Origin of the sequence: Amycolatopsis sp. NPDC051903 (assembly GCF_044452505.1) — a bacterium.
In the GTDB taxonomy this organism is placed as follows: domain Bacteria; phylum Actinomycetota; class Actinomycetes; order Mycobacteriales; family Pseudonocardiaceae; genus Amycolatopsis.
The window spans coordinates 525,335-550,500 of record NZ_JBITBT010000001.1; the positions used below are offsets into that span (position 1 = coordinate 525,335).

At 72.1% G+C, this 25,166-nt stretch carries 23 protein-coding genes; 13 read left to right on the forward strand and 10 right to left on the reverse strand.

Going from position 1 to position 25,166, the window contains the following annotated elements; all coding sequences use genetic code 11:
• The first annotated feature begins 40 nt into the window (after positions 1-40).
• Together guaB and ACIA77_RS02715 are read left to right on the forward strand one after the other, a co-directional pair.
• Positions 41-1,552 carry an IMP dehydrogenase gene (gene guaB, locus ACIA77_RS02710; protein ID WP_395884009.1) on the forward strand — a complete coding sequence of 504 codons (1,512 nt, stop codon included), beginning with the start codon at positions 41-43 and terminating at the stop codon, positions 1,550-1,552.
• 102 nt (positions 1,553-1,654) lie between these two features.
• The gene (locus tag ACIA77_RS02715) at positions 1,655-2,152 is read left to right on the forward strand and encodes a hypothetical protein (RefSeq protein ID WP_395884010.1); all 498 of its coding nucleotides are present in this window, start codon (positions 1,655-1,657) and stop codon (positions 2,150-2,152) included.
• Here the strand turns inward: ACIA77_RS02715 and ACIA77_RS02720 are convergent.
• Positions 2,055-3,332 (reverse strand): MFS transporter, encoded by a 1,278-nt coding sequence (locus ACIA77_RS02720; protein WP_395884011.1) that lies wholly within the window; start codon positions 3,330-3,332, stop codon positions 2,055-2,057. The two genes, ACIA77_RS02715 and ACIA77_RS02720, sit on opposite strands and share 98 nt — an antisense overlap.
• Positions 3,333-3,515: 183 nt before the next feature.
• Here ACIA77_RS02720 and ACIA77_RS02725 point away from each other — a divergent pair, with 183 nt between their 5' ends.
• The 6 genes from ACIA77_RS02725 to ACIA77_RS02750 all read left to right on the forward strand — a co-directional run bounded on the left by ACIA77_RS02725 (position 3,516) and on the right by ACIA77_RS02750 (position 9,692).
• Positions 3,516-4,655 (forward strand): GuaB3 family IMP dehydrogenase-related protein, encoded by a 1,140-nt coding sequence (locus ACIA77_RS02725; RefSeq protein ID WP_395884012.1) that lies wholly within the window; start codon positions 3,516-3,518, stop codon positions 4,653-4,655.
• A 140-nt stretch (positions 4,656-4,795) separates the two neighbouring features.
• The gene (locus ACIA77_RS02730; protein WP_395884013.1) at positions 4,796-4,978 is read left to right on the forward strand and encodes a hypothetical protein; all 183 of its coding nucleotides are present in this window, start codon (positions 4,796-4,798) and stop codon (positions 4,976-4,978) included.
• Positions 4,979-5,038: 60 nt separating this feature from the next.
• On the forward strand, positions 5,039-6,745 hold the full coding sequence (locus ACIA77_RS02735) for an FAD-dependent oxidoreductase (protein ID WP_395884014.1): 1,707 nt from the start codon (positions 5,039-5,041) through the stop codon (positions 6,743-6,745).
• Between the two features lie 17 nt (positions 6,746-6,762).
• Complete coding sequence (locus ACIA77_RS02740) at positions 6,763-7,458, forward strand: maleylpyruvate isomerase family mycothiol-dependent enzyme (protein WP_395884015.1); 696 nt, start codon at positions 6,763-6,765, stop codon at positions 7,456-7,458.
• A gap of 52 nt (positions 7,459-7,510) precedes the next feature.
• Positions 7,511-8,071 carry a hypothetical protein gene (locus ACIA77_RS02745; RefSeq protein ID WP_395884016.1) on the forward strand — a complete coding sequence of 187 codons (561 nt, stop codon included), beginning with the start codon at positions 7,511-7,513 and terminating at the stop codon, positions 8,069-8,071.
• A gap of 154 nt (positions 8,072-8,225) precedes the next feature.
• Positions 8,226-9,692 carry an FAD-binding oxidoreductase gene (locus tag ACIA77_RS02750; RefSeq protein ID WP_395884017.1) on the forward strand — a complete coding sequence of 489 codons (1,467 nt, stop codon included), beginning with the start codon at positions 8,226-8,228 and terminating at the stop codon, positions 9,690-9,692.
• Here ACIA77_RS02750 and ACIA77_RS02755 read toward each other — a convergent pair.
• Complete coding sequence (locus ACIA77_RS02755; protein ID WP_395884018.1) at positions 9,689-11,134, reverse strand: aldehyde dehydrogenase family protein; 1,446 nt, start codon at positions 11,132-11,134, stop codon at positions 9,689-9,691. The genes ACIA77_RS02750 and ACIA77_RS02755 overlap by 4 nt on opposite strands.
• Positions 11,135-11,207: 73 nt before the next feature.
• Entirely contained in the window at positions 11,208-12,242 is a 1,035-nt protein-coding gene (locus tag ACIA77_RS02760) for a zinc-dependent alcohol dehydrogenase family protein (protein WP_395884019.1), read from the reverse strand.
• Between the two features lie 136 nt (positions 12,243-12,378).
• Between ACIA77_RS02760 and ACIA77_RS02765 the strand changes: the two genes are divergently transcribed.
• Positions 12,379-12,996, forward strand: coding sequence for a rhomboid family intramembrane serine protease (locus tag ACIA77_RS02765; protein WP_395884020.1), 618 nt, complete (start codon positions 12,379-12,381; stop codon positions 12,994-12,996).
• 79 nt (positions 12,997-13,075) lie between these two features.
• Here the strand turns inward: ACIA77_RS02765 and ACIA77_RS02770 are convergent, their stop codons facing one another.
• On the reverse strand, positions 13,076-13,624 hold the full coding sequence (locus ACIA77_RS02770) for a DinB family protein (RefSeq protein WP_395884021.1): 549 nt from the start codon (positions 13,622-13,624) through the stop codon (positions 13,076-13,078).
• A 119-nt stretch (positions 13,625-13,743) separates the two neighbouring features.
• On the opposite strand from ACIA77_RS02770, the gene guaA reads away from it, so the two are divergent.
• Complete coding sequence (guaA, locus tag ACIA77_RS02775; protein ID WP_395884022.1) at positions 13,744-15,300, forward strand: glutamine-hydrolyzing GMP synthase; 1,557 nt, start codon at positions 13,744-13,746, stop codon at positions 15,298-15,300.
• A 64-nt stretch (positions 15,301-15,364) separates the two neighbouring features.
• Here guaA and ACIA77_RS02780 read toward each other — a convergent pair whose 3' ends face one another.
• Positions 15,365-15,598: a hypothetical protein gene (locus tag ACIA77_RS02780; protein WP_395884023.1), complete on the reverse strand. Its 234-nt coding sequence runs from the start codon at positions 15,596-15,598 to the stop codon at positions 15,365-15,367.
• On the reverse strand, positions 15,591-16,898 hold the full coding sequence (locus tag ACIA77_RS02785) for a PspC domain-containing protein (RefSeq protein WP_395884024.1): 1,308 nt from the start codon (positions 16,896-16,898) through the stop codon (positions 15,591-15,593). The genes ACIA77_RS02780 and ACIA77_RS02785 overlap by 8 nt, the downstream gene beginning before the upstream one ends.
• A gap of 125 nt (positions 16,899-17,023) precedes the next feature.
• Here ACIA77_RS02785 and ACIA77_RS02790 point away from each other — a divergent pair, with 125 nt between their 5' ends.
• Entirely contained in the window at positions 17,024-18,382 is a 1,359-nt protein-coding gene (locus ACIA77_RS02790; RefSeq protein ID WP_395884025.1) for a PspC domain-containing protein, read from the forward strand.
• A gap of 7 nt (positions 18,383-18,389) precedes the next feature.
• Entirely contained in the window at positions 18,390-19,103 is a 714-nt protein-coding gene (locus ACIA77_RS02795) for a response regulator (RefSeq protein ID WP_395884026.1), read from the forward strand.
• On the opposite strand, the gene ACIA77_RS02800 is transcribed toward ACIA77_RS02795, so the two are convergent.
• Positions 19,100-20,020, reverse strand: a complete 921-nt coding sequence (locus ACIA77_RS02800; protein WP_395884027.1) for a DMT family transporter — start codon at positions 20,018-20,020, stop codon at positions 19,100-19,102. The two genes, ACIA77_RS02795 and ACIA77_RS02800, sit on opposite strands and share 4 nt — an antisense overlap.
• Before the next feature lie 104 nt (positions 20,021-20,124).
• On the opposite strand from ACIA77_RS02800, the gene ACIA77_RS02805 reads away from it, so the two are divergent.
• Complete coding sequence (locus ACIA77_RS02805) at positions 20,125-21,027, forward strand: LysR family transcriptional regulator (RefSeq protein WP_395884028.1); 903 nt, start codon at positions 20,125-20,127, stop codon at positions 21,025-21,027.
• A gap of 15 nt (positions 21,028-21,042) precedes the next feature.
• Here the strand turns inward: ACIA77_RS02805 and ACIA77_RS02810 are convergent, their stop codons facing one another.
• From ACIA77_RS02810 to ACIA77_RS02820, 3 genes are all read right to left on the reverse strand, one after another.
• The gene (locus ACIA77_RS02810; RefSeq protein ID WP_395884029.1) at positions 21,043-22,230 is read right to left on the reverse strand and encodes a protein kinase; all 1,188 of its coding nucleotides are present in this window, start codon (positions 22,228-22,230) and stop codon (positions 21,043-21,045) included.
• 13 nt (positions 22,231-22,243) lie between these two features.
• Complete coding sequence (locus tag ACIA77_RS02815; RefSeq protein WP_395884030.1) at positions 22,244-23,863, reverse strand: serine/threonine-protein kinase; 1,620 nt, start codon at positions 23,861-23,863, stop codon at positions 22,244-22,246.
• Between the two features lie 212 nt (positions 23,864-24,075).
• Entirely contained in the window at positions 24,076-24,969 is an 894-nt protein-coding gene (locus ACIA77_RS02820; RefSeq protein ID WP_395884031.1) for a hypothetical protein, read from the reverse strand.
• Between the last annotated feature and the right edge of the window lie 197 nt (positions 24,970-25,166).

Here is a 25,166-nt window from a genome sequence, read left to right on the forward strand (position 1 = left end):
CCACACCGCTCACCCCAGCCAGGAAGGCCCTTCGCCCGCTATGACCAGCGAAAGCATCACCTCCCCCGTGCCCAGCAAGTTCGCGATGCTGGGCCTGACCTTCGACGACGTGCTGCTGCTGCCTGCCGAATCAGACGTGGTGCCGAGCGGGGTCGACACCAGCACCAAGCTCACGCGCAACATCACGCTCAACGTGCCGCTGGTCTCCGCCGCGATGGACACCGTCACCGAGGCGCGCATGGCGATCGCCATGGCCCGCCAGGGCGGCATCGGCGTGCTGCAGCGCAACCTCCCGATCGACGAGCAGGCCGCCGCCGTCGAGGTCGTGAAGCGATCCGAGGCCGGCATGGTCACCGACCCCGTCACCTGCGCACCCGACGCCACCCTCGCCGAGGTCGACGCCCTGTGCGCCCGCTTCCGCATCTCCGGCGTCCCGGTCACCGACGCGTCCGGCGCGCTCGTGGGCATCATCACCAACCGCGACATGCGGTTCGAGGTGGACCACACGCGCCTGGTCAGCGAGGTCATGACGAAGCCGCCGCTGATCACCGCGCAGGTCGGGGTCACGGCCGACGCCGCGCTCGGCCTGCTGCGCCGGCACAAGATCGAGAAGCTGCCGATCGTCGACGGCGCCGGCAAGCTGCGCGGCCTGATCACGGTCAAGGACTTCGTGAAGACCGAGCAGTACCCCAAGTCCACCAAGGACACCGACGGCCGCCTCATCGTCGGCGCGGCCGTGGGCGTCGGCGCCGACGGGCACAAACGCGCGATGGCGCTGGCCGAGGCGGGCGTCGACGTGCTCATGGTCGACACGGCGCACGGCCACTCGCGCGCCGTCGTGGAGACGGTGAAGCTGCTGAAGAAGGAACTCGGCGACGCCGTCGACATCGTGGGCGGCAACGTCGCCACGCGCGCGGGCGCGCAGGCGCTCGTCGACGCCGGGGTCGACGGCGTGAAGGTCGGCGTCGGGCCGGGCTCGATCTGCACCACGCGCATCGTCGCGGGCGTCGGCGTGCCGCAGATCTCCGCGATCTACGAGGCCGACCAGGCCTGCCGCCCGGCCGGGGTCCCGGTGATCGGCGACGGCGGCATCCAGTACTCCGGTGACATCGCGAAGGCCATCGCGGCCGGCGCGTCCACGGTGATGCTCGGCAGCCTGCTCGCCGGCACCGCCGAATCGCCCGGCGACCTGATCCTCGTGAACGGCAAGCAGTTCAAGGTCTACCGCGGCATGGGCTCGCTGGGCGCCATGCAGTCGCGCGGCCAGGGCAAGTCGTACTCCAAGGACCGCTACGCGCAGGACGACGTGCTCAACGAGGACAAGCTCGTCCCCGAGGGCATCGAAGGCCGCATCCCGTTCCGCGGCCCGCTCGCCAACGTCGTGCACCAGCTCGTCGGCGGCCTGCGGGCGGGCATGGGCTACGCGGGGGCCGAGACGATCCCGCAGATGCAGGAAGCGCAGCTCGTCCGCATCACGGCGGCGGGCCTGAAGGAGAGCCACCCGCACGACATCACGATGACCGTCGAGGCGCCGAACTACACCACGCGGTAGTTCACGCAGCCGCCGCGGAATCCGTGCCGCAACACGGGTTCCGCGGCCCGGCCGGGCATTTGTCCCGTCGCGGCGCCGGCGCGGATGCGGCTGAGTGGTGCGGTGAAAGCGGATCGTCTCGCCGAGCTGTTCGTGGTCGTCGTCGGGTTCGCCGTGCCGGCGGCCGTCGGCGCGGGGGTGGTGGTGGAGCTGACCGGGCCCGCCCACGTGGAAGCGGCCCGCGTCGTGAGCTGTCGTGAGGTCAGTGCCGCCACCGACCCGGCGACCCGCTACATCGTGAATTTCCTGACCACAGCAGGGGAAGCCGTTGAGGTGTCCGGTTCGGACCCCGGGCTGGACTCCGGCGTCGGGACGGCCGTGGAACTCACGCGGGCCGACCGCTCCGGTGCCGTGCGCGAGGTGCGCCGCGGTGACGAGGTCGTCGGCGTGCGCACGTCGTCGCTGATCGGGCCCGTGTGGGGCGGGCTGATCGGCCTCGTCGTGCTCGGGTACGCGGGGTGGCTCATGGCGCGGGGCGGGAAGCGGACGCTGCCGCTGTCGATCGCGGTCGGCGTGCTGTCCGCGATCGCGGGGGCCGTGGCGGGCGCGACGTTGTTCTGACCTGCCACAGCAGCACGGGAGTGAGCAGCAGCAACACGCCCGCGAGCCCGATCGCTTCCCGCGTGCCGAGCCACGCGCCGAGCACGCCCCACGCGAGGATCAACGCGGCGCGCGTCCCGCCCGTCGTGATGCCCCACGCGGTGAGCACGCGGGCGGCGCGCGAGGTCTCCGTCTCCTGCAACCGGTACGTCGCCGACACCGGGTTGAAGACGCCGATGGTCAGGATCAGCCCGAACTCGACGAGCATCACGAACCCCAGCCCGAACGCCCCGTGCGGCGTGAACGCCAGCAGGACCGGCCAGCACGCGCGACCGGTGCCGAACCACAGCAGCACGCGCTCGGCACCGAGCCGCGCCGTGACGCGGCGCGAGAGCCGCGAGCCGATCAGCCCGCCGAGGCACGGGACGCCGAACGCGAGGCCGTACTCGAGTGGCGAGAACCCCAGTTCCCGCAACAGGAGCACGGCGAGCAGCGGCGCCGTCGCCATGATCAGGCCGTTCACGAGAGCGGTGTTGAAGAACAGCGCGGCCAGGCGCCGGTGGCCGAGGATGTAGCGCCAGCCGTCGAGGATCTCGGTGGTCCGGACCTTCTCCGGGTGCGCGGCCGGCCGCGCCTCGGGCGTGCGGATCGAGCCGATGGCGAGCGCGGAGAGCAGGTAGCTCACGCCGTCGATCAGCACCGTCGTGACGGGACCGAACACGCCGATCAGCGCGCCGCCGGACGGCGGGCCGACCGCGGTGGCCGTCCACTGCGTCGTCTCGAAGCGGGCGTTGGCGGCCAGCAGGTCCTCGCCCGTCGCGATCCCCTTGAGGTAGGCGCCGCTGCCCGCCGTGAACACGATGTCCGCGGCGGCCACGACCACCGACACCGCCAGCAGGTGCCCGAACGTGAGCCCGCCCAGCCAGTACGCGAGCGGCAGCGTGAGCAGCACGAGGAACCGCACGGCGTCCATCGCGACCAGCACCGGGCGTTTGCGCCGGAACTCGAGCCACGGCCCGAGCGGCACCGCGAGCAGCGAGCCCACCGCCAGCCCCGCCGCCGCGAGCACCGACACCTGCGTGGTGCTGCTGTGGAGCACCGTCACGGCGATGAACGGGAACGCGTCGAGCGCGAGCCACGTGCCCGCGGCGCTCGTCGCGTACGCGACCCAAAGCCTCCGGAAGTCCTGCCCCAGTGCCACTCGTGCTCCCCCTGTCGTCGATCGGGGAAATCCAACAGCGGCGGGCGCGCGGGTGGCAAACAACCTCGTGGCGCGGGCCACAACCTGCGGTTGTCAGTGCACGAAGGGGCCCCCGTGCGTTCATCACCCACGCGGACTAGCGACAATGGACGGTGTTGTCGTCGGTGCGAGAAGGGACATCACGTGCGGGATCTGGTCGAGATCGGGATGGGTCGCACCGCGCGGCGGGCGTACGACCTCGATGACGTGGAGATCGTCCCGTCGCGGCGCACGCGGTCGTCGTCGGTGGTGTCGACCGCGTGGCAGATCGACGCCTACCGCTTCGACCTGCCGCTGGTCACGCACCCGACGGACGCGATCGTGTCGCCGGGCACGGCCGTCGCGATCGGCGAACTCGGCGGGCTGGGCGTGCTCAACGCCGAGGGCCTGTGGGCGCGCCACGCGAACGTCGAGGACGCCATCTTCCGGCTCGTCCGCGCCGCGGAGGACGCCGAGGACCCGACGGCCGTCGTGCGCGAGCTGCAGGAGCTGCACGCCGCACCGATCCGGCTCGACCTGCTCACCGAGGCGATCAAGACCGTCCGCGAGTCGGGCGTCACGGTCGCCGCGCGTGTGAGCCCGCAACACGCCGCGGAGCTCACGCCCGACCTGCTGGCCGCCGGCGTCGAGATCCTCGTGGTGCAGGGCACGATCATCTCGGCCGAACACGTGCAGCGCGACGCGGAACCGCTCAACCTCAAGGAGTTCATCGGCCGCCTCGACGTGCCCGTGATCGCCGGCGGCGTGAGCGACTACCGCACGGCCATGCACCTCATGCGCACCGGCGCCGCGGGCGTCATCGTCGGCCACGGCTACACCGAGGGCGTCACCAGCACCGACCGCGTGCTCGGCATCGGCGTCCCCATGGCCACCGCGATCGTCGACGCGGCCGCCGCCCGCCGCGACTACCTGGACGAAACGGGCGGCCGCTACGTCCACGTCCTCGCCGACGGCGGCATGACCACCTCGGGCGACCTCGCCAAGGCCATCGCCTGCGGCGCCGACGCCGTGATGCTCGGCGCGCCGCTGGCCACCGCCTCGGACGCCCCCGGCCAGGGCCTGTACTGGACCGCCGCCGCGGCGCACCCGTCGCTGCCGCGCTCGCGCGTGGTCGCCGGCCCGGACTCCGACTACGCCGTGGACCTGAAAACGCTGCTCTTCGGCCCCTCCTCGGACGCCGAGGGCGTGGTGAACCTCTTCGGCGCCCTCCGCCGCGCGATGGCGAAGACCGGGTACTCGGACCTGAAGGAGTTCCAGCGGGTCGGGCTGACGGTTCGCCGCTGACGTCTTGCCGCCGAAGCCCCCGTGTCCGCCCGGACGCGGGGGCTTTTCGCTGCCGCGGCTTTTCGGTGCCGCCGTGGCGCTTTCCGGCACCCCGTCCGTTATGATTTCGTTATCATAATGGCCACCTGGAAGGTGAGCGGATGTCGGTGCTGGGGGAGTCCGCCGCGACGTGGTGGCTGGGCGGGGTCATCGCGGCGAGCCTGCTGATCCGGCTGCTCGCGCTGGTCGTGGCGCTGCGCGGGACGAAACCGCAGGAGCGGCCCGCGATCATCCGGGCGCTGGGCGAGCTGTTCCGACTCACCCCGCGGCGGCGGATCAAGTGACCTAACCGACGAGTAACTTACCTCTGGTCAGAACGAAACCCCCGGGTTACCCTCCTACGGGTGACTGCCAGTAACACCACCACAGCGCAGGCGGGTCCCGACTACGACGTCGTGGTCGTGGGGTCCGGGTTCGGGGGCAGCGTGGCGGCGCTGCGGCTCACGGAGAAGGGCTACCGCGTCGCGGTGGTGGAGGCGGGGCGGCGGTTCGCGGACGACGAGTTCGCGAAGACGTCGTGGGACCTCAAGCGCTACCTGTGGGCCCCGCAGCTCGGCTGTTACGGCATCCAACGCATCCACATGCTCAACGACGTGATGGTGCTGGCCGGTGCGGGTGTCGGCGGCGGGTCGCTGGTCTACGCCAACACGCTGTACCGCCCGTTGAAGCCGTTCTACACCGACCGGCAGTGGTCGCACATCACCGACTGGGAGGCGGAGCTCGCGCCCCACTACGACCAGGCGAGCCGGATGCTCGGGGTGGTCACGAACCCGACGCTGACGCCGTCCGACGAGGTGATGCGTGACGTCGCGAAGGACATGGGCGTGGGTGAGTCCTTCCACCCGACGCCGGTCGGCGTGTACTTCGGCAAGCCGGGCGAGACGGTGCGCGACCCGTTCTTCGGCGGTGCCGGGCCCGAGCGCGTCGGCTGCACCGAGTGCGGCTCGTGCATGACGGGCTGCCGAGTCGGCGCGAAGAACACGCTGGTCAAGAACTACCTGTACCTCGCCGAGCAGGACGGCGCGAAGGTCATCCCGCTCACCACGGTCACGTCCGTGGAGCCGGCGCGCGAGGGCTACCGCGTCACGCTGCAGAAGACGGGCACGCGGTCGAAGCGCTTCCGCACCACCGTGACCACGGGGCAGGTCGTGTTCGCCGCCGGGACGTGGGGAACGCAGAACCTGTTGCACCGCATGAAGGACACGGGCGCGCTGCCGAAGCTGTCGCGGCGCCTGGGCGAGCTGACGCGCACGAACTCCGAAGCGATCATCGGCGCGGCGCGCACGTCGGTCGACCCGGCGCGGGACTTCAGCCGCGGGGTGGCGATCACGTCGTCGATCCACCCCGACGAGAACACGCACATCGAGCCCGTGCGCTACGGCAAGGGCAGCAACGCGATGAGCCTGCTGCAGACCGTCGCGACCGACGGCGCGTCGCCGGTGCCGCGGTGGCGGCAGGCGGTGACGTTCCTGCTCAAGCACCCGGTGCAGGCCGCGAAGCTGCTCAACGGCTACCGCTGGAGCGAGCGGACCGTGATCCTGCTCGTGATGCAGAGCCTCGACAACTCCATCACCACCTACACGCGCCCCGGCCTGTTCGGGCGCCGCAAGTACACGTCGAAACAGGGCCACGGCGAGCCGAACCCCAGCTTCATCCCCGCCGGGCACGAGGCGAACGAACGCACGGCCGAACGCATCGGCGGGCTGCCCGGCGGCACGTGGGGCGAGATCTTCGACATCCCGCTGACCGCGCACTTCATCGGCGGTGTGCCCATCGGCGACAGTTCCGACACCGGCGTGATCGACCCGTACCACCGCGTCTACGGCTATCCGGGTTTGTCCGTTGTGGACGGTTCCGCGATCACAGCGAACCTGGGAGTGAACCCGTCGCTCACGATCACGGCGCAGGCCGAGCGGGCGTTCGCGTTGTGGCCCAACAAGGGCGAGGCCGATCAGCGCCCGGGCCAGGGCACGCCGTACGCGCGGCTGGAGCCGGTGGCGCCGAAGAACCCCGCCGTTCCCTCCGGTGCACCTGCCGCGTTGAAGCATTAGCTCCTAGGATCGGCCGCGTGAGCACCGACGCGGCGCTGGCCCGCATCCGGGAACTGCAGGACGAGTGGGCCTTGGCCGCAGGCTCTCTCGACGAGGAAGCGGTGCGCGCGCCGAGCGCGTTGCCCGGCTGGTCGCGCGGGCACCTGCTCACGCACCTCGCCCGCAACGCCGACGCCGTCGGCAACCTCCTGACCTGGGCGTCCACCGGCGTCGAAACCCCCATGTACGGCCCCGGCACCGCCCGCGACGACGCCATCAACGCCGGCGCTTCCCGTGCTGTCGCCGAGATCCTCGCCGACGTGGTCGCGTCGGGGGAGCGGCTCGTCGACCTCGCCGCGTCCCTGCCGGACCACGCCTGGAGCGCGCCGGTCCGCGGCCGCGCCGGCCAGCCCATCACCGGTGCCGACGCACTGATCCTGCGCCTGGCCGAAACCACCATCCACCTCGCCGACCTCGACCGCGGCCACGACTTCGCCTCCGCCACGGCGCTGCTGGGCGACCACATCGAAGCCGTGGTGGGCAACATGATCCGCATGTACACGGCACCCCTGCCGCCGATCCGCCTCACCGACGGCACCCACACCTGGACCATGGCCGACGGCTCGGGCGGCCTCGTGTCGGGCACCCCCGGCGCCGTCCTGGCGTGGGTCTCCGGCCGCGGCTCCGGCGACGCGCTCGACGGCCCGGTGCCGGAGTTCACGTCCCTGGTGTGACGCGGGTTTCCCGTTGTGCTTGGCTTGCCGGGTTCTGGGGAAGGGACGACGCGTGCGCAGGTTGCCGATCGTGGCCGTGCTGCTCGTAGCTGGAGTTTCCGGGTGCTCGGCGCCCCCGCCCGCTCCTGCGCCTTCGCCGGCCTCGTCGCCGGCGCTGTCCCCGGCGGACAGCGAGGCCTACCACTGGGTCGGCGAGTTCTGCAGCGGCCCTTCAGCCGCGCTGCTCGCGCTCAAGAACACCGGCTACGACGCGATCCCGTACGCGGCCATGGCCGACGCCACCCTCGCCGAACGCCAGAAGGCCCAGCGGGACGCCGAACAGAACCTCGCGACCCTGCTCACGGTCGTGAAAAGCAACGCAGCCCACGTCAGCGGCGCCTCGCCGAGCCCCACGCGCGACCGCCTGACCACCGTCTACACCCAGCTGCAGGACGACCTGGCCCGCAGCCGGCAGCGCGTTACCGCCCTCTCGCCCGCGGCCGCCGCGACCTTCGGGCCCCAGCTGGAAACCGATGCGCGCCAGGTCCACACGTCCTTCGAAGCCGCGCGGCAGGTCCTCGCCGCCGAACCGGGTACCGCACGGTTCGTGCGTGATCACCCGGTCTGCTCGTGAGCGAGGCCAGTCCGGCGCGGCGGTTTTCGAGGCGGGCCGGCTGTCTTCTCTGAGCACCGGCACCGGAGTTCGCCTGACGTGACGCACTCGTGTGTTCGTAGCTCGCCCGGGCGACGCGATGAACCACCTCGCTGTCCGGAACGTCTGATCAAGTATGACTGTCGGGAGAAGGACGTTCCTGCGGGCCGCCGGCCTGACCACCCTCGGCGCGGTGGCCGCCGCCTGCGCGCCGAACTCCGCGCCGCCGCGGCAACCGTCCGCAAGCACGCCGACGACACCGACACCCCCGCCGTCCACCAGCGCGAAGCCGAGTGGGCCGCCGGACTGGACTGCCCTCAGGAGCAAGCTCAGCGGTGACCTGCTGCTGCCCGGTGACGGCGGGTTCGCCACCGCCCGGCACGGCTTCAACCCGCTGTTCGACGGCCACACCCCGGCCGCCGTGGCGAAGGTCGCGAAGCCCGGGGACGTGCAGGCCTGCTTCGAGGCGGCCGCGCAACGGTTGCCGATCGCCGCGCGCAGCGGCGGGCACAGCTACGCCGGGTACTCCACTCCGGACGGTGGCCTGATCGTCGACGTGGGCGGTATGTCGCAGGTCCAGGTGCAGGGCGAGCAGGTCGTGATCGGCGCGGGCGCGCGGCTCGGCGACGTCTACGCGGCGCTCGCCAAGGCCGGCCGGTGCCTGCCCGCCGGGTCGTGCCCGACCGTGGGCATCGCGGGCCTCACGCTCGGCGGTGGCATCGGTGTCGTCGCGCGCAAGTACGGCCTGACGTGCGACCGCCTCGTCTCCGCGCAGGTCGTGACCCCCGACGGCAAGCTGCGCACCGCGAGCGCCGACTCCGAGCCGGACCTGTTCTGGGCGCTGCGCGGCGGCGGGGGCGGCAACTTCGGCATCGTCACGTCGTTCACCTTCCGCACGGACCCGGCGCCGGACATCACGGTGTTCTCCCTGCACTTCCCCGGCGGCTCGGCCGGCGACGTGCTCGACGCGTGGCAGCAGTGGCTCCCGACGACCCCGCCCGAGCTGTGGTCGAACCTGGTCGTCTCCGGCGGTTCGCCGGTCGCGTGCCGCGTCGGCGGCGCGTTCGTCGGCAGCTCGGGCGACCTGACCGCGCTGCTGGGCAAGCTGGGCGCCAGCCCGTCGAGCCGCACGATGAAGTCGCTGAGCTACGGCGGCGCCATGAACTACTTCTCCGGCAGCTCCGCGCGCCAGACGTTCGTGGCGTCGTCGCGGATCATCACGGATCCCGTCCGGGGGGCGAAGGTCAGCGACCTCGCGGCCGGCCACAAGGGCATGGACCTGCTCATCGACGGCCTCGGCGGCGCCGTCGCCGACGTCGCGCCCACGGACACCGCGTTCCCGCACCGCAAGGCGCTCGCGAGCATCCAGATCTACGCACCCGCGACCACGGGCAACCACAGCAGTGTCGCGAAGAACGTGTCCACTGTGGTCAGTGGCCTCGCCGACGCGGGCGCCGGCGGCGGCTACGTCAACTACGTCGACCCGGCGATGCCCGACTGGAAAACCGCCTACTACGGCGACAACGCCGCCCGGCTCGAGCAGGTCGCGAAGACCTACGACCCGGACGGCGTCCTCAAGTTCGCCCAGTCCGCCCAGGCCTAGAGATCCACCCCGGTGAACACGGTCACGCGCTCCTCCGTGAGGTCGTTCATCGCCGACAGCACGCCTTCGCGCCCGGCCCCGGAGCCCTTCACGCCGCCGTAGGGCATCTGGTCGGCGCGGTAGGAGGGCACGTCGCCGATGATCACGCCACCGACCTCGAGCTCGGCGGACGCGTGGAAGGCCAGCTGCACGTCGCTGGTGAACACGCCGGCCTGCAGCCCGTAGGCCGAATCGTTGACCGCCACGAACGCCTCGTCGACACCGTCCACAACGGACACCGCGAGCACCGGGCCGAAGATCTCCTCCGACCACGCCCTGGTGGCCGGCGGCACGTCGGTGAGCAGCGTCGGCGCGACGTTCGTGCCCTCGCGCGTGCCGCCCGTGAGCACCTTCGCGCCCGCGGCCACGGCCTCCTCGACCCACGCGATGATCCGCTCGGCCGCGGCCTCGTCGACGACCGGGCCGACGTCGGTGTTGCGGTCGTACGGGTCACCGGTGTGCTGCGCCTGGACGGCCTCCACCAGCGCGGGGACGAACTCCTCGGCCACGGCCGCGTCGACGATCACGCGCTGCACCGAAATGCACGACTGCCCGGCCTGGTAGTTGCCGAACGTCGCGATGCGCTGCGCCGCCCCCTCGGGGTCCGGCCAGTCGCGCAGCACCACGGCCGCCGCGTTGCCCCCGAGCTCCAGCACCACGTGCTTGCGCGGCGCCGCGTCGGCGATCGACCAGCCGACCGGGCCCGAGCCGGTGAACGACACGACCGGCAGCCGCGGGTCCGCCACCAGCGCCTGCGTCGCCTCGTTCCCCAGCGGCAGCACGGAAAACACGCCTTCGGGAAGATCCGCCGAGGCCAGGAGCTCACCGAGGATCAGCGCCGACAACGGCGTGCGCGGCGCCGGCTTCACGACGATCGGCGCCCCGACCGCCAACGCCGGCGCGACCTTGTGCGCCACCAGGTTCAGCGGGAAGTTGAACGGCGCGATCCCGAGCACGGGCCCGCGCGGCACGCGCCGGGTCAACGCCAGCCGCGCGTCGCCGGACGGGTCGGCGTCGAGGCGCTGCACGTCGCCGCTGAACCGGCGGGCTTCCTCGGCGGCGATGCGGAACACCGACACCGCACGGCTCACCTCGGCCTCCGCCCACTTGAGCGGCTTGCCGTTCTCCGCGGTGATCACCTCGGCGATCTCTTCGGCGCGCGCCGACAACCCGCGCGAGACGTGCTCGAGCGCTTGCGCCCGCTGGTGGGCCGGCGTGCGGCGGAACTCCCGCGCGACACCCGCGGCGGCCGCCACCGCGCGCTCCACCTGATCGGCGCCGGGCACCGCCACGGTCGCCACTTCGCTGCCGTCGAACGGGTGCCGCACGACGATCGTCTCAGCGCCCTGTTCCGCCCGGCCGGCGATCCACGCGGGCCGCGGTTCCGGGGTGATCATGTCCATGCGTACCAAGGTATGCGGGCGTGGTGTCCGCCGCGTGAACCCCCACCCTTACGGGGTTCACGCGGCGCGTCGCTCACGGCTCGATGAGCACCTTCAGCGCGTCGCGGCCGGCCATCGACCGGTACCCGGCGGGCACGTCGGACAGGCCGATGGTGCGGTCGAACACGCGGCCCGGCTGGTAGCGGCCTTCGAGCACGTCCGGCAGGAGCTCCGGGATGTACTTCCGCGCCGGCGCGACGCCGCCGGTGATCGTGATGTTCTGCGTGAACACCGGCCGCCCGATCGGACCCTGCGGGTACTGCGGCACGCCGACGCGGCTGAGCGCACCGCCGGGACGCACCACGCCGAGGCCCATCTCGAACGCGGGCAGCGTGCCCACGCACTCCAGCACGGCGTGGGTGCCGCGCCCGCCCGTCAGCTCGCGGACGCGCGTGCTGCCCTCCTCGCCGCGCTCGGCGACGACGTCGTCCGCGCCGAACTCGCGGCCCAGGTCCGTGCGGGCCTGGTGGCGGCCCATCAGCACGACGTGCTCGGCCCCGAGGCGCTTCGCGGCCAGCACGGCGGACAGGCCCACCGCGCCGTCACCGATCACGGTCACCGTCTTGCCCGGCGCGACGCCCGCGGTCACGGCCGCGTGGTGCCCGGTGGAGAACACGTCCGACAGTGTCAGCAGAGAAGCCAGCAAGTCGCGGTCTTCGGTGTGCGGCACCGGCACCAGCGTTCCGTCGGCCAGCGGCACGCGCACGGCCTCGCCCTGGCCGCCGTCGACGCCGTTCACGCCCCAGTTGCCGCCGTGCAGGCACGAGGTCTGCAGGCCCTCCTGGCAGAACTCGCACGTGTTGTCGGAGTACACGAACGGCGCGATCACGAGGTCGCCCTTGCGCACGTGCACCACGTCGGAGCCGGTTTCCTCGACCACGCCGAGGAATTCGTGGCCGATCGGGCGGCCGTGCTCCTGCGCGGGCATCCCGCCGTACGGCCACAGGTCGCTGCCGCAGATGCAGGAGCGCACGACCCGGACCACGGCGTCCGTGGGCGCCGCCACCTTCGGATCCGGGCGCGTCTCCACGCGGACGTCGCCGGCGCCGTAGATGAGTGTCGCTCGCATGAAGGTCCTTTCCAGCTTTTCGCGGTCACCAGTTCCGAGTCGTCCGAGGCGGGATTCATTCCTCGTGACGCATGCCCCGGTGCTCACGTGACAAATGTCGGGGGTACTCACGGACCCGTCCGCCTACGTTCGGATCATGACCAATCCGGGCTTGACTCGCTGGCACGGCAACCCGTTCGTGGCCGTCTTCGACCGCATCGGCCCGCGGCGGCTGCCCGTGCTCACGGGGGCGGTGTTCCTCGTCACGGCGGCGGCGCTCGTCGCGCAGCTGGCGGTGCCGGGGCTGCTCGAGCACGTGCGCCGCGACGGCACGGCCATCGACGCCGGCCAGTGGTGGCGGCTGCTCACCGGCATGTTCTTCCAGGACGGCGGGCTCGTCGGCGGGATCTTCAACCTGGCCGTCCTGGCCGTCTTCGGCACGCTCGCCGAGAGCTACTTCGGGCGCGCCCGGTGGATCGCCTTGTACTTCGGCTGCGGGCTGTTCGGCCAGTTCCTCAGCTACGTCTGGCTGCAGCCGGTCGGCGCGGGCAACTCGATGTGCGTCGCCGGGCTCATCGGCGCGCTCGCCGTGGCGCTGCTGCGGGCGCCGGCGCGACACGGCGTGCAGCTGCCGGGGCAGGTGTTCGTCGTGCCGGTGCTCGTCGCGCCGCTTGCGGTGCTCGACACGGTGCTGCACGACAACCACGGAATGCCGGCGCTGCTGGGGATGGCGCTGGGTTTCCTGCTGCTGCCGAAGGTCCGGCCGGCTTCCTGAACCGGGGGGCGCCGACTCGGGGGCGCCGGGGGTACGACGGCCCGGTCCGGTCGGGGGACCGGGCCGGGCCGTCGTCTGGTCACCGGTTGCGGTAGAGATCCCGCAGCAGCAGCACTTCGGCGCAGTGGTGGATGGTCTCGCGGTTGATGTGCAGCACCAGCGCGGCCATCGGGTACTCCGCGAACGGCCCCTCCGCCGGGCCGACCGCGCGCGCCAGCGCATCGGCGTCGAGCGCCTTCACGCCGCCGATCCAGCTCGCGTACGCCGAGTCGAGCTGGTCGAGCGCCTCGGCCGCGGTGCCGGCGTACGGGAAGGTTTCGTAGCTCATCGCGGGCCCGCCGAAGTGCGAGGCGGCCCGCATGCCGAGCACCCCGACGATGACGTGCGCGAGCCGCCAGGCGATCGTCGTCACCGGCGGCGGCACGGGCTCCGGGTAGGCGAAGTCGACGGTGAAGTCACCGCTGCCGGGGCCCTCCGGGTTCTCGGCGCGCGGGCGCACGGTCCAGCAGTCCGGTACCGGTTGCCAGAAGTACTCGTCGTCGGTGATCCCGTCGAGGCGCGAGCGCACGTGGTGTTGCCAGTGCCAGTCGAGCTGGTCGTGGAGTTCGGTGGTCCATGCGACAGTCATGCGAGCACCGTAAGACGCTTCGCGGACAGGGGCGGTCCTCGTTCCGGAGCCAGGTGCGCAGTGACCCAGCCCACCTGGGACGATGGTGGCAAAAGCGCTCATTCGCCTGGAGGTCGTAGGTGGCCAATCCCACCGGTCCGGTACTCGTCATGGACTTCGGGGCGCAGTACGCGCAGCTGATCGCCCGCCGCGTGCGCGAGGCCCAGGTGTACTCCGAGGTCGTGCCGTCCGGCTCGACCGCCGAGGACCTGCTGGCCAAGAACCCGGCGGCGATCATCCTGTCCGGCGGCCCGTCGAGCGTCTACGCCGAGGGCGCCCCGGCGATGGACGCGAAGCTGGTCGAAGCCGGCGTGCCGATCCTCGGCATCTGCTACGGCCACCAGCTGCTCGCGCGGGCGCTCGGCGGCGTCGTCGAGCCGACCGGCGTGCGCGAGTTCGGCCGCACCGACGTGCGCGTGATCGGTGAGGGCGGCGTGCTGCACGCCGGCCTGCCCGGTCACCAGACGGCGTGGATGAGCCACAACGACAGCGTCACCAAGGCGCCCGAGGGCTCCGTCGTCACCGCCAGCTCCGACGGCGCGGCCGTGGCCGGGTTCGAGGACGTCGACCGGCAGTTCGCGGGGGTGCAGTACCACCCGGAGGTCGCGCACTCACCGCACGGCCAGGAGGTGCTGCGGCGCTTCCTCTACGACATCGCGGGCGTGAAGCCGCAGTGGACCACGTCGTCCATCGTGGACGAGCAGGTCGCGCACATCGCCGACCAGATCGGTGGTGGCCGGGCGATCTGCGGCCTGTCCGGCGGCGTCGACTCGGCCGTCGCGGCGGCACTGGTGCAGCGCGCGATCGGCGACCGGCTCACGTGCGTGTTCGTGGACCACGGCCTGCTGCGCGCGGGCGAGCGCACCCAGGTGGAGCGCGACTTCGTCGCCGCCACGGGCGTGAAGCTCGTGACGATCGACGCGCGCGAGCGGTTCCTCGACGCGCTCGCCGGCGTCACCGACCCCGAGGAGAAGCGCAAGATCATCGGCCGCGAGTTCATCCGCGTGTTCGAGCAGGCCGAGCGCGACCTCAAGGCGCAGGGCGACTACAAGTTCCTGGTGCAGGGCACGCTGTACCCCGACGTCGTCGAATCTGGCGGCGGTGAGGGCACGGCCAACATCAAGAGCCACCACAACGTCGGCGGCCTGCCCGACGACCTGCAGTTCGAGCTCGTCGAACCGCTGCGGCTGCTGTTCAAGGACGAGGTGCGCCGCGTCGGCCTCGAGCTGGGGCTGCCGGAGACGATCGTGCAGCGCCAGCCGTTCCCCGGCCCCGGCCTCGGCATCCGCATCATCGGCGAGGTCACGGCCGACCGCCTGGAAACCCTGCGCGCGGCCGACGCGATCGCGCGCGAGGAGCTGACCGCGGCCGGTCTCGACCGCGAGATCTGGCAGTGCCCCGTGGTGCTGCTGGCCGACGTCCGCAGCGTCGGCGTGCAGGGCGACGGCCGCACCTACGGCCACCCGATCGTCCTGCGGCCGGTGTCGTCGGAGGACGCCATGACCGCGGACTGGACGCGCCTGCCGTACGAGGTGCTCGAGCGCATCTCGACCCGCATCACCAACGAGGTGCCCGACGTCAACCGCGTGGTGCTCGACGTGACGAGCAAGCCGCCGGGCACCATCGAATGGGAGTGACCTCCCGGTCGCGAACGGGACAGGGCCCCCTCGGAGTTCGAGGGGGCCCTTCGCGTTTCCGGGGTCAAGGCCGGCGACGCCGCAGCGAAGCCGCCAGCAGGAGCACACCGACGAACACCGCGCCGCCCGCGACGACCCAGCGGAAGTCGAAGGAAGGCAGCCAGCTCGCGCCGTCGGAAAGGACGTAGCCCGAGACCAGCAGGGTCGCGATGCCGACGATCAGGGTGAACACGTCCACCCCGCGGCGGCGGACCGGAGCCGGGGCCGGCTCGTCGTAGGAGTACGGGTTGTCAGCCACGGAGCACCTCCACGCTGCCCGCGCCGTTGGTGACGTCGAGCGTGATCTTCTGTCCGCCGACGCCGTCCGTGCCGTAGTCGGTGCCGGTGATGGCCGGCTGGCCGACGCCGTTGGTCGAGCGGTCGAGGCAGTCGACGTCGCCGGCGGAGTTCTTGCAGGTGTAGGTCACGTCAGCGGTCGCGGGCACCGTGACCTTGGTGTCGCCGGCGCCGTTGTTCACCGACGTGGTGATCGGGCCCGACAGCGGGATCTGCGTCAGGTCGAGGTCGAGGTCGCCCGCCGCGTGGTGGTACACCGGCTGCAGCTCGGCCACCGAGTGCGGCGTCGAGCGCAGGTCGCCGACCCCGCCGCGCAGGTCGATGTTGGTGAAGGTGGTCGTGGTCAGCACCATGCCGACGATCGCGAGCGGAACCGCGAGGCCGATCAGCCCCCGCGAGCCGCGGACGAACGCGCCGGCGACCATGCCGACGCCGAGCACGCCCAGCACCAGTCCGATGATGTGCTTGACCGAGAACCAATCCACGCCGTTGAGGTTCAGCACCACGCCGAGGCCGGCCACGAGCACGGCCGCCGCGAACGTCACCGAGCCGATCTTCGACCGCGGCTGCCGCGGCGGGGTGGTGGGCTCGTCGTAGTCGTAGCGGTACGGGTCCTGGGGCGGCGGCCCGGCCGGGTCCGGCAGGTCCCAGCCCGCCGGGTCGGCCGCGAGCGGGTCGAAACCGGGCGCGGCCGAGCCCGTCGGCTCCGTGGTGGAGGTGTCCGTCATCGTGAAGGCTCCGGTTCCGGGCGCGGCCTGGGCCGTCTGGTACGCGCGGTACCCGACGACCGGTGCCGGGCGGTTGTCCTGCCCGCGGTTGCGGTGCAGGAGGTAGAGGCTTGCCGTGAGCAGCGCGAACCCGATGAGGCCACCGCCGTCGAACCAGCCGTTGCCGAACGTCCACCCGATCACCGGGATCAGCGCGACGCACAGCACGACCGCGAAGGCCTTCGACATCGTCGACTGCCCGCGCCCGATCATCGCCTCGAAGCCCGACACCTCGTCGCCCTCGCTCGGGAAGAACAGCCAGCCGAGCAGGTAGAACACCAGCCCGAACCCGCCGAACACCATTGCCGCGACGAGCGCCACCCGGATCACGACCGGATCGATGCCGTAGCGGTTCCCCAGTCCGGCCGCGACCCCCGCGACCTTCCGCCCGGCGTGCGGGCGCCGCGGCCTGCTCACCCAGAAGTCCTTGACCGTCTCCTCGAAGCCGTTGAACGGGTTGGACTTCGGGGCCGGCGCTTCGTTCGCACCACTCATACGGCAAAGCATGCGGGAATCCCGAGGCGCCCACATCGGGGACGTTCCCTGAGGTTTCCCCTGAGAGCCGAGCTCATCCGGGTCGTGATCAGGGGCTTCCCCGATGCCACCGCGGCCTCCGGCGTGTGACGATGGACGACGTGCAGGACTTCCTCGACCTCGACGCCACCACGGCGCCGGCGCCGGCCCGTGTGCCGGTGCCGCCCGTGGCGGCGCCCGTCGCCGAGCAGCCGGAGCGGCCGAAGATGCACCGGCGGCGCAACGGGCGCGCGGTGGCCGGGGTCGCGGGCGGGCTCGCGGACCACCTCGGCGTGCCCGTCGTGTGGGTGCGCCTGGCGTTCGCGCTGCTCGCGGCCCTCAACGGCGCCGGCTTGCTCGCGTACGGACTGCTGTGGGTCTTCGTGCCGCAGCGAGCCGAAGACGCGCCGGAGACGGAGTCCTCGAACAAGGAGCGCCAGCAGGCGTACGGCCTGATCGCGCTCGGCATCGGCCTCGCCATCGCGAGCGGCACGCTCAGCGGCACCATCCGCGGCTGGGTCGCCCTGCCCCTGGTCATCGCCATGCTCGGTGCGGCCGTCGTCTGGCGTGAGGCCGACGAGTCGCAGCGGCGCCGGTGGCGCACGGGCGCGCGCGGCGGGGTCACCGGCGCGCTGGTCGGCCAGGGCGGCCGCGGCGCCGCGATCATCCGGATCCTCGCCGGCGTGGCACTGGTGGCGACGGGCATCGGGGTCGTGGTGTTCCAGAGCGGCACCTTCGACCAGGTCAAGTTCGCGCTCCTCGCCGTGCTCGCGACGCTGTTCGGCGTCGCCGTGCTGACCGTGCCGTTCTGGCTGCGGCTGGTCCGCGACCTCGGCGACGAGCGCCGCGCGCGCATCCGCACCGACGAACGCGCCGAGATCGCCGCGCACCTGCACGACTCGGTGCTGCAGACCCTCGCCCTGATCCAGCGGCAGGCCGACCAGCCGCACGAGGTCGCCCGCCTGGCGCGCGGCCAGGAGCGCGAGCTGCGCGGCTGGCTCTACGGCGCCGGCGGCTACGGCAAGCCGAGCGACAAGAAGACGAAGGAAGAGGAAGAGGGCGCCGTTCCGCTGTCCGAGGCGCTGGCCACCGCGTGTGGTGAGGTCGAGGACCAGTTCGCGATCTCCGTCAACCAGGTCGTGGTCGGCGACGTCGAGCTGAACGAGCCGCTGACCGCGCTCGTGCAGGCCGCGCGCGAGGCGATCGTCAACGCGGCCAAGCACGCCGGCGTCGAGGAGGTCAGCGTGTACGCCGAGGTGGAGCTGACCGAGGTCACGGTGTTCGTCCGCGACCGCGGCAAGGGTTTCGACCCCGACGTCGTCCCGGCCGACCGCCACGGCCTCGCCGATTCGATCCGCGGCCGCATGGAACGCCACGGCGGCACGTGCAAGCTGCGCACCGCGCCGGGTGAGGGTACGGAAGTCCAGCTGGCCATGCCGCTCAAAGCGGCGAAGGGCGCGGCGTGACCTCGCTATGCTCGGGCCGGGGGAAGCAGCGGACGAGCGAGGGAGCGGTGTCGTGACGGAGAGCCAGCGGGAGCCGGTCAAGGTCTTCCTCGTGGACGACCACGCGCTCTTCCGCGCCGGGGTGCGCACGGAGCTCGACTCGATCACCGACGAGGTGCAGGTGGTCGGCGAAGCGGGTTCGGTCGCCGAGGCTGTCGCGGGCATCGCGCGCACGAAACCGCAGGTCGTGCTGCTGGACGTGCACATGCCCGACGGTGGCGGCGCCGAGGTGCTGCGCCGCGTCCGCCCGGAGCTGCCCGACGTCGTCTTCCTGGCGCTGTCGGTGTCCGACGCCGCCGAAGACGTCATCGCCGTCATCCGCGGCGGCGCGCGCGGCTACGTCACCAAGACCATCTCGTCGAAGGAACTCGTGCGCGCCATCGTGCGCGTGGCCGACGGCGACGCCGTGTTCTCCCCGCGCCTGGCGGGCTTCGTGCTCGACGCGTTCGCCGACCGCCCCGGCTCGGCTCCCATCAACGACCCCGAGCTGGACCTGCTGACCCCGCGCGAGCGCGACGTCCTGCGCCTGCTCGCGCGCGGCTACGCGTACAAGGAGATCGCGTCGGAGCTGTTCATCTCGGTGAAGACGGTGGAGACGCACGTGTCGAGCGTCCTGCGCAAGACCCAGCTGTCCAACCGCTACGAGCTGTCCCGCTGGGCCTCCGACCGTCGCCTCGTCTAGACGTGTTCGGCCGCCACGGCCTCGACTGGCTGGGGCGCCTCGGTCTTCTTGCGCTGCACCCTTGTGAGCGCGACGCCGCCCAGCACCACGACCATCCCCGCGATCACGCGCACGCTGAGCTGCTCGTGCAGGAAGATGGCGCCCAGCGCCACCGAGACGATCGGCAGCAGGTAGCCGACCACGGACGCCGCGACGGCGCCTTCGGTCGCCAGCAGCTGGTAGTTCAAGGCGAACGCGATGCCCGTGGACCCGAGGCCCAGGATCACCACGGCCACGGCGGCCAGCGGCGTGAGGTGCACCGGTGACAGGCCACCGAAAGGCAGCACCAGCACGAGGAACCCGGCGGCCAGCACCATCTGCCCACCTGAGAGCGCGTACGGCGATTCGCCGGTGCCCGACAGGTAGCGGCCTTCGTAGACGAACGCGAAGCCGTAGCTCGCGGCCGCCGCGAGGCAGGCGAGCGCGCCCCAGCTGAGCAGGCCCGAGGCCTCCCACGGCGCGAAGATCAGCAGGATCCCGACGAGCCCGATCACGAGGCCCGCCGCGCGCGTGAGCGTCATGCGGTGGCGCACCCCCAGGAACGGGGCCACCACGAGCACCCACAGCGGCGTCGTCGAGTTGAGCACGCCGGTGATCCCGGAGTCCACAGTGGTCTCACCGATCGCGAAGAGCAGGAACGGCAGCGCGTTGTGGAAGAACGCGGCCACGACGAGGTGGCCCCACGTGCGCTTGTCCGACGGCAGCCGGCGCCGGGCGAGCCGGCACATCGCCACGAGCACCACGGCGCCGAGCACCAGGCGCGCGAGCACGAGCTGCACCGGCGAGAACGCCGCGAGGCCCAGCTTGATCCAGAAGAAGCTCGAACCCCACATCAGCGCCAGCGCGGCGATTCTGAGCAGGGTCTTCGTCTCGCCCACCCCAGTTCCTCCTTATCGGCCAACGCCCAGCGTGGCGCCGCCCAGACGTAAGGACAAGCGAAAATAACTGCAGGAACGCTTAAGCACAGCTGTAGGATTCGGGCATGCTCGACGTGCGGCGCATGCAGGTGCTGCGCGCGGTGATCACCAGCGGGTCGATCACCGCCGCGGCCCGGAACCTCGGCTACACCCCGTCGGCGATCAGCCAGCAGCTGTCGGTGCTCGAACGCGAGGCCGGCACCGACCTGCTGGAACGCGTCGGCCGCGGGATCCGGCCCACTCCGGCGGGCCTGCTGCTGTGCGAGCACGCCGAAGCGCTCAGCGCTGAGCTCGCCAAGGCCGAGGCCGCGCTCACCGAGCTCAAGGAGGGCCGCACCGGCAAGCTCGCCGTCCGCTACTTCGCGACGGCCGGCGCTTCGGTGATCCCGCACGCCGTCGCGGCCGTGCGCCGCGAGCACCCCGGTGTGTGGCTCGACCTCAAGCTCACGGAGCCCCACGACCCGATGCCCGAAGTCGAGGAGGGCCGTGCCGACGTCGCGATCGTCGTCTCGCCCCGGCCCACGCCACCCGCGAAGGGCATCGAGATGGTCCACCTGCTCGACGACCCGTACCGCGCGGTCCTGCCGCGCCACCACCCGTTGGCGCGCAAGCGCGTGCTCGACCTGGCCGATCTCGCCGACGAGTCGTGGGTCGGCGTGGACCCGCTGCCGGGCGCCTGCCGCGCGATTCTCAACGGCGCCTGCGCGTCGGCGGGTTTCACCCTCAACGCGGTGGTCGAGGCGGAGGACTACCAGACCGCGCAGGGCTTCGTCGCGGCCGGCCTCGGCGTTTGCCTGATCCCGGAGCTGGGCGTCGGCACGCCGCACCCCGGCGTGGCCGTGCGGCGGATCCGCAACCCCGAGCCGTGCCGGACGATCCACGCCGCCATCGCCGCGCGGGCCACCGGGAACCCGGCCGCGCGGACGCTGATCGACGCCATGCGCGAGGCGACGGCGAAGGTCGCCTGACGCCGGACGCCGGGCTCAGACGAACAACAGCTCCGACACACCGATCCCGATCAGCACCGCGCACAGGATCGCGGCGACGGTGAGGATCAGCTTCCGGCGCGCGGCCGCCTTCTGCCGCAGGACCTCGGCCGACGCCGCCTGCTGAGCGGGTGTCGGCGTGAACCGCGCGGTCGGCGCCGCCGGCGGGAGCTGCTGGGGCTGGATCTGCTGCGTCGGCTGGGCCGCCATCGGCGCCATCGGCTGGTGGTGCATGGGCTGCGGCGCGGCCGGCGCGTAGGGCACGTTCTGGACCGGCAGCTGCATGAGCGGACTCTGCTGACCGGGCTGCTGCTGTCCCGGTTGCTGCTGTCCTGGTTGCTGCTGTCCTGGTTGCTGGGACGGGATCGGCCGCGACGCGGGCACGGTCGGCATCGCGGGCGCCGTCGGAGGGATGAACGCTGTCTGCTCGCGGCCCTCGGTGATCGCGCTCAGCGCGGCGACCGTGTCGGCCATGGTCGGGCGGGCCGTCGGGTCCATCCGCAGCATCTTGCGCAACGCGCCGGTGAGCACCCCCGCGTTCTGCGGCGGCCGCTCGGACGAGTCGCCGTCCTCCCCGAACGGCGGCACCCCCTCCACCGCCGTGTACAGCGTGGCGCCGAGCGAGAACACGTCGGCCGCCGGCGAAGGCGGGGCACCGCGCGTGACCTCCGGCGCGCGGTAGGCCGGGTGGGGCCCGCCGCCGGTGATGCCGATGTCGGTGAGCTTCACGCTGCCGTCGTCGGCCAGCAGGACGGTGCCGGGCTCGAGCGTGCGGTGCACGATCCCGGCCGCGTGGATCGTCGCCATCGCGTCGCCCAGCATGATCCCGAGCGACGCCGCCTGCTCGGGCGTGAGCCGCCCGTGCTCGGCCAGGAAGGTCGACATCCCGCGCGAGGGGATGTACTCCATGACCAGCCAGACGTCGGGTCCGTCGGGCAGCACGTCGAACACGGTGATCGCGCTCGTGTGCTCGATGCGGGCCGCGTCCTTGCCCTCCTGCATCACCATCGCCCGCGCCTGCGCGGCGCGGTCGGGTGGCAGGCCGACGGGCAAGTACATGCGCTTCATCGCGACCGTGCGGAACAGCCGCGTGTCGAATGCGAGCCACACGATGCCCGCGCGGCCTCGGCCGATCGGCTGGTCGAGCCGGTACCGGCCGCCGACGATGGTGCCTTCTGAACTCAAATCTGTCCCTGGATCAGCTGTTCGGCGTCGTCGGCGTGTCCGAGGGCCCGTCCGACGAGGTTGGAGGCGAGACCGTCTTCGAGCTCGACGTGGTGGTCGGCGTCTCTTGGTCGGAGGACGTCTCCCGCGTCGGGGTGTTCCGCTCGGACGTTCGGCGCGTCGACGTCCTCTCGCGTGAAGAGGTCTCCTCTGAAGAAGACGTCTCTTCCGAGCTCGTGGTTGCTTCCTCCGTCGTCGGAACCGAAGTCGAGGTCGGGACCACCTGTGCCGATGTGCTCGGGGGAGCGGGCTGCTGCGACGCGTCCGGCGGGTTGTTCGAGCTCAGCAGCCACACGCCGAGCGCCACCAGGCCGATGACCACGATGCCGCCGATGATCGCCGGCTTCTTCCACGCGCCGGGCTTCTCGCCGTCCTCGTCGTCGGCCGGGCTGGTCCGGCCCCGCGGGGGCGGCGGCTCGTCGTACCCGTCGTGGTAGTCGTCGTACGGGTCGTCCTGGTAGCCGTCGGGCACCGGGACGGCGCGGGTGGCGGCCAGCCCGTTGCGGCCCGGGTCGCCGTAGAGCGGCGGTTCGGCCTGGTACCGGTCGTAGTCGTTCTCCGGGTAGCCGCTGGCGGCGGGGTACTCGTCCTCGTCGTCGTAGTACTGCTGCGCCTGGCCGGGCTGGTCGAGCAGCGTGCCCGAGTGCGCGGCGTCCAGGTCGTCTTCGGGGAACAGGTGCGTCGCGGCGGCACCGGCCACGGCGGCGGCGCCGAGCGTGCCGGCCGACGGCGCCATCATCGTCTCGTCGGACGAGCCGCCGAGCGGCGTCTCGCCCCGAGCGACGGCCGCCAGCAGCTCTTCGCACTCGTCCGCGGTCGGCCGGTGCTGCACCTCGAAGTGCAGCAGCACGGCGAGCACGCTGGCCAGCGGGCCCGACTGGCGCGGCGGGTTGATCTGCCCCGCGGCGACCGCGTGCAGCAGGCTCAGCGTGTTCTCCGACAGGCCGAACGGCGGCTGGCCCTCGCACGCGGCGTACAGCGTGGAGCCGAGGGAGAACACGTCGGACTCGGGGCCGGGATCACCGCCGATGGCGACCTCGGGCGCGAGGTAGGCGGGGGTGCCGGCGATCATCCCGGTCTTGGTGACCGTGACGTCGTCCTTGGCCCGTGAGATGCCGAAGTCGGTGATCTTCACGGTGCCGTTGCCGGCGAGCAGGATGTTGCCCGGCTTGATGTCGCGGTGGACGATGCCGACCGCGTGGGCCTCGCGCAGCGCGGCGGCCACCTGCGCGCCGATGCGCGCGACCTCCAGCGGCGGCAGCGTGCCGCGTTCCTGCAGGACCTGGGCCAGGCTCGTGGAGTTGAGGTACTCCATGATCAGGCACGGCTGGCCGTTGTCGTCGGTGACGACGTCGAACACCGAGATCGCGTTGGGGTGGTGCAGGCGCGCGGCGATCCGGCCCTCGCGCATCGTGCGCTGCCGGGCGTCTTCGGCGTCGTGCTCTTCGAGGTGGGGCTGCAGCAGCAGCTGCTTGATCGCCACCGTTCGGCCGAGCACCTCGTCGTGGGCCTTCCAGACGGCACCCATCGCGCCCGTGCCGATCCGGCCGATGATCCGGTACCGGTCGGCGACCAGACGACCCTCGTCGCTCACGCGACCTCCCTTTGGGGCTCCGACTTCCCGGAGCGGGACGTGCCCACCCCGAAGGTGCGACCACCAACCGGCCGCAGCACCGGAGCGTAGGCACCTGTCGTGGGCCGCGTGCCGGTTTTCCCGAGACCGGCCCGCGACAAGGCTAGGCGCTCACTCTGCGCACACGCACTCGGCACGGTCTGATCGTCTACCCGGAACAGGATCGTCGCAGGTCACGTGAAAGAGACGGCCGAGAGCAGTCGCGCTTCGGAGATGACGTCACGCTCGACGACGTCGAACAGCTGCGTGATGCGGACCATCGTGCCGTCGGTCTGGCGCAGCACCGCGACGGCGAGCACGGAGCCGTCGTCGCGCACCTCGGTGCTCTGGACGTCGATCTCGTCGGCCGCGCTCCACGCGCGGACCAGGCTGCCCACCTCACCCTGCGCGAGGCCGGGGGCGAGCAGCGCGAGCGCGTTGTCGGGGTTCTTGTCGATCGACGCGTAGAACTTCTTGACGGCCTGCAGCTTCTCGGCCGCGGACGTGGTCGCCTGGCCCTTCGCCTTGCCGTGCTGGGTCTCGGGCGTGGTGCTCGGCGTGGCCGACGTGGGGGTGCCGGTCTGCGGCTGGCTCTCGCCGGTGTCCTGGGTCGGCTGCGTGGTGCCGGCACCCGAGGACGACGGCGTGCCGGTGTGGTGGCCGGACGTGGTGCCGCCCGCGCCGTGCTCCGGCTGGGCGGGCACGGCCGCGCCACCGAGTGCGGCGGCGCCGCTGAAGCCGGTGGGGATGGTGTCCTCGGCGACCGAGGTCGTCGGGCGCGGGCCGCCGCTCAGCAGGGCCGCGGTGACCACGGCGCCCGCCACGAGCGCACCTGCGCCGACGAGGCCGACCTGCTTCGCCCGGCGGGCGAGCCGGCTCTCCGGCTCCTCCGCGGGCTCGGCGGGCCGCACGGCCTCCGCGCGGTGCGACCGCGGCGGCAGGTACTTCTGCGGCTCGCGGAAGACCTGCTCGAGGTAGTCGCGGTCCGCGTCGCCGACGCCGTCGAGCAGCTCGGGCGGGATCACGTCCTCGACGCGGACGGCAGTGGCCTCGCGGGCCTCTCGCCGTGTGCGCTGCCGATCAAGCACGAATGTCCTCGCTCTGGGGTTCGGGGACGGCGGTACGGCCGTTCGGCCGTACGCCGCTGGTCCGGACGGCCGATTCGTGGTCGGTGTCCTTGCCGGTTGTCGCCAGGTAACCCTGTCGCGACGGGCACCCGCCAGGCTCAGTCGCCGGAATGCCGTCGTCACACGACGAGCGGCAGCTTATGTCACCCACCTGGAGC

Coding starts and splice junctions, on each gene's coding strand:
- ACIA77_RS02770 (WP_395884021.1), bottom strand. CDS start 13,624: ATGACTGTCGCATGGACCACCGAACTCCACGACCAGCTCGACTGGCAC.
- ACIA77_RS02755 (WP_395884018.1), bottom strand. CDS start 11,134: ATGGACATGATCACCCCGGAACCGCGGCCCGCGTGGATCGCCGGCCGG.
- ACIA77_RS02795 (WP_395884026.1), top strand. CDS start 18,390: ATGCTCGGGCCGGGGGAAGCAGCGGACGAGCGAGGGAGCGGTGTCGTG.
- guaB (WP_395884009.1), top strand. CDS start 41: ATGACCAGCGAAAGCATCACCTCCCCCGTGCCCAGCAAGTTCGCGATG.
- ACIA77_RS02750 (WP_395884017.1), top strand. CDS start 8,226: ATGACTGTCGGGAGAAGGACGTTCCTGCGGGCCGCCGGCCTGACCACC.
- ACIA77_RS02730 (WP_395884013.1), top strand. CDS start 4,796: ATGTCGGTGCTGGGGGAGTCCGCCGCGACGTGGTGGCTGGGCGGGGTC.
- ACIA77_RS02805 (WP_395884028.1), top strand. CDS start 20,125: ATGCTCGACGTGCGGCGCATGCAGGTGCTGCGCGCGGTGATCACCAGC.
- ACIA77_RS02785 (WP_395884024.1), bottom strand. CDS start 16,898: ATGAGTGGTGCGAACGAAGCGCCGGCCCCGAAGTCCAACCCGTTCAAC.
- ACIA77_RS02765 (WP_395884020.1), top strand. CDS start 12,379: ATGACCAATCCGGGCTTGACTCGCTGGCACGGCAACCCGTTCGTGGCC.
- ACIA77_RS02760 (WP_395884019.1), bottom strand. CDS start 12,242: ATGCGAGCGACACTCATCTACGGCGCCGGCGACGTCCGCGTGGAGACG.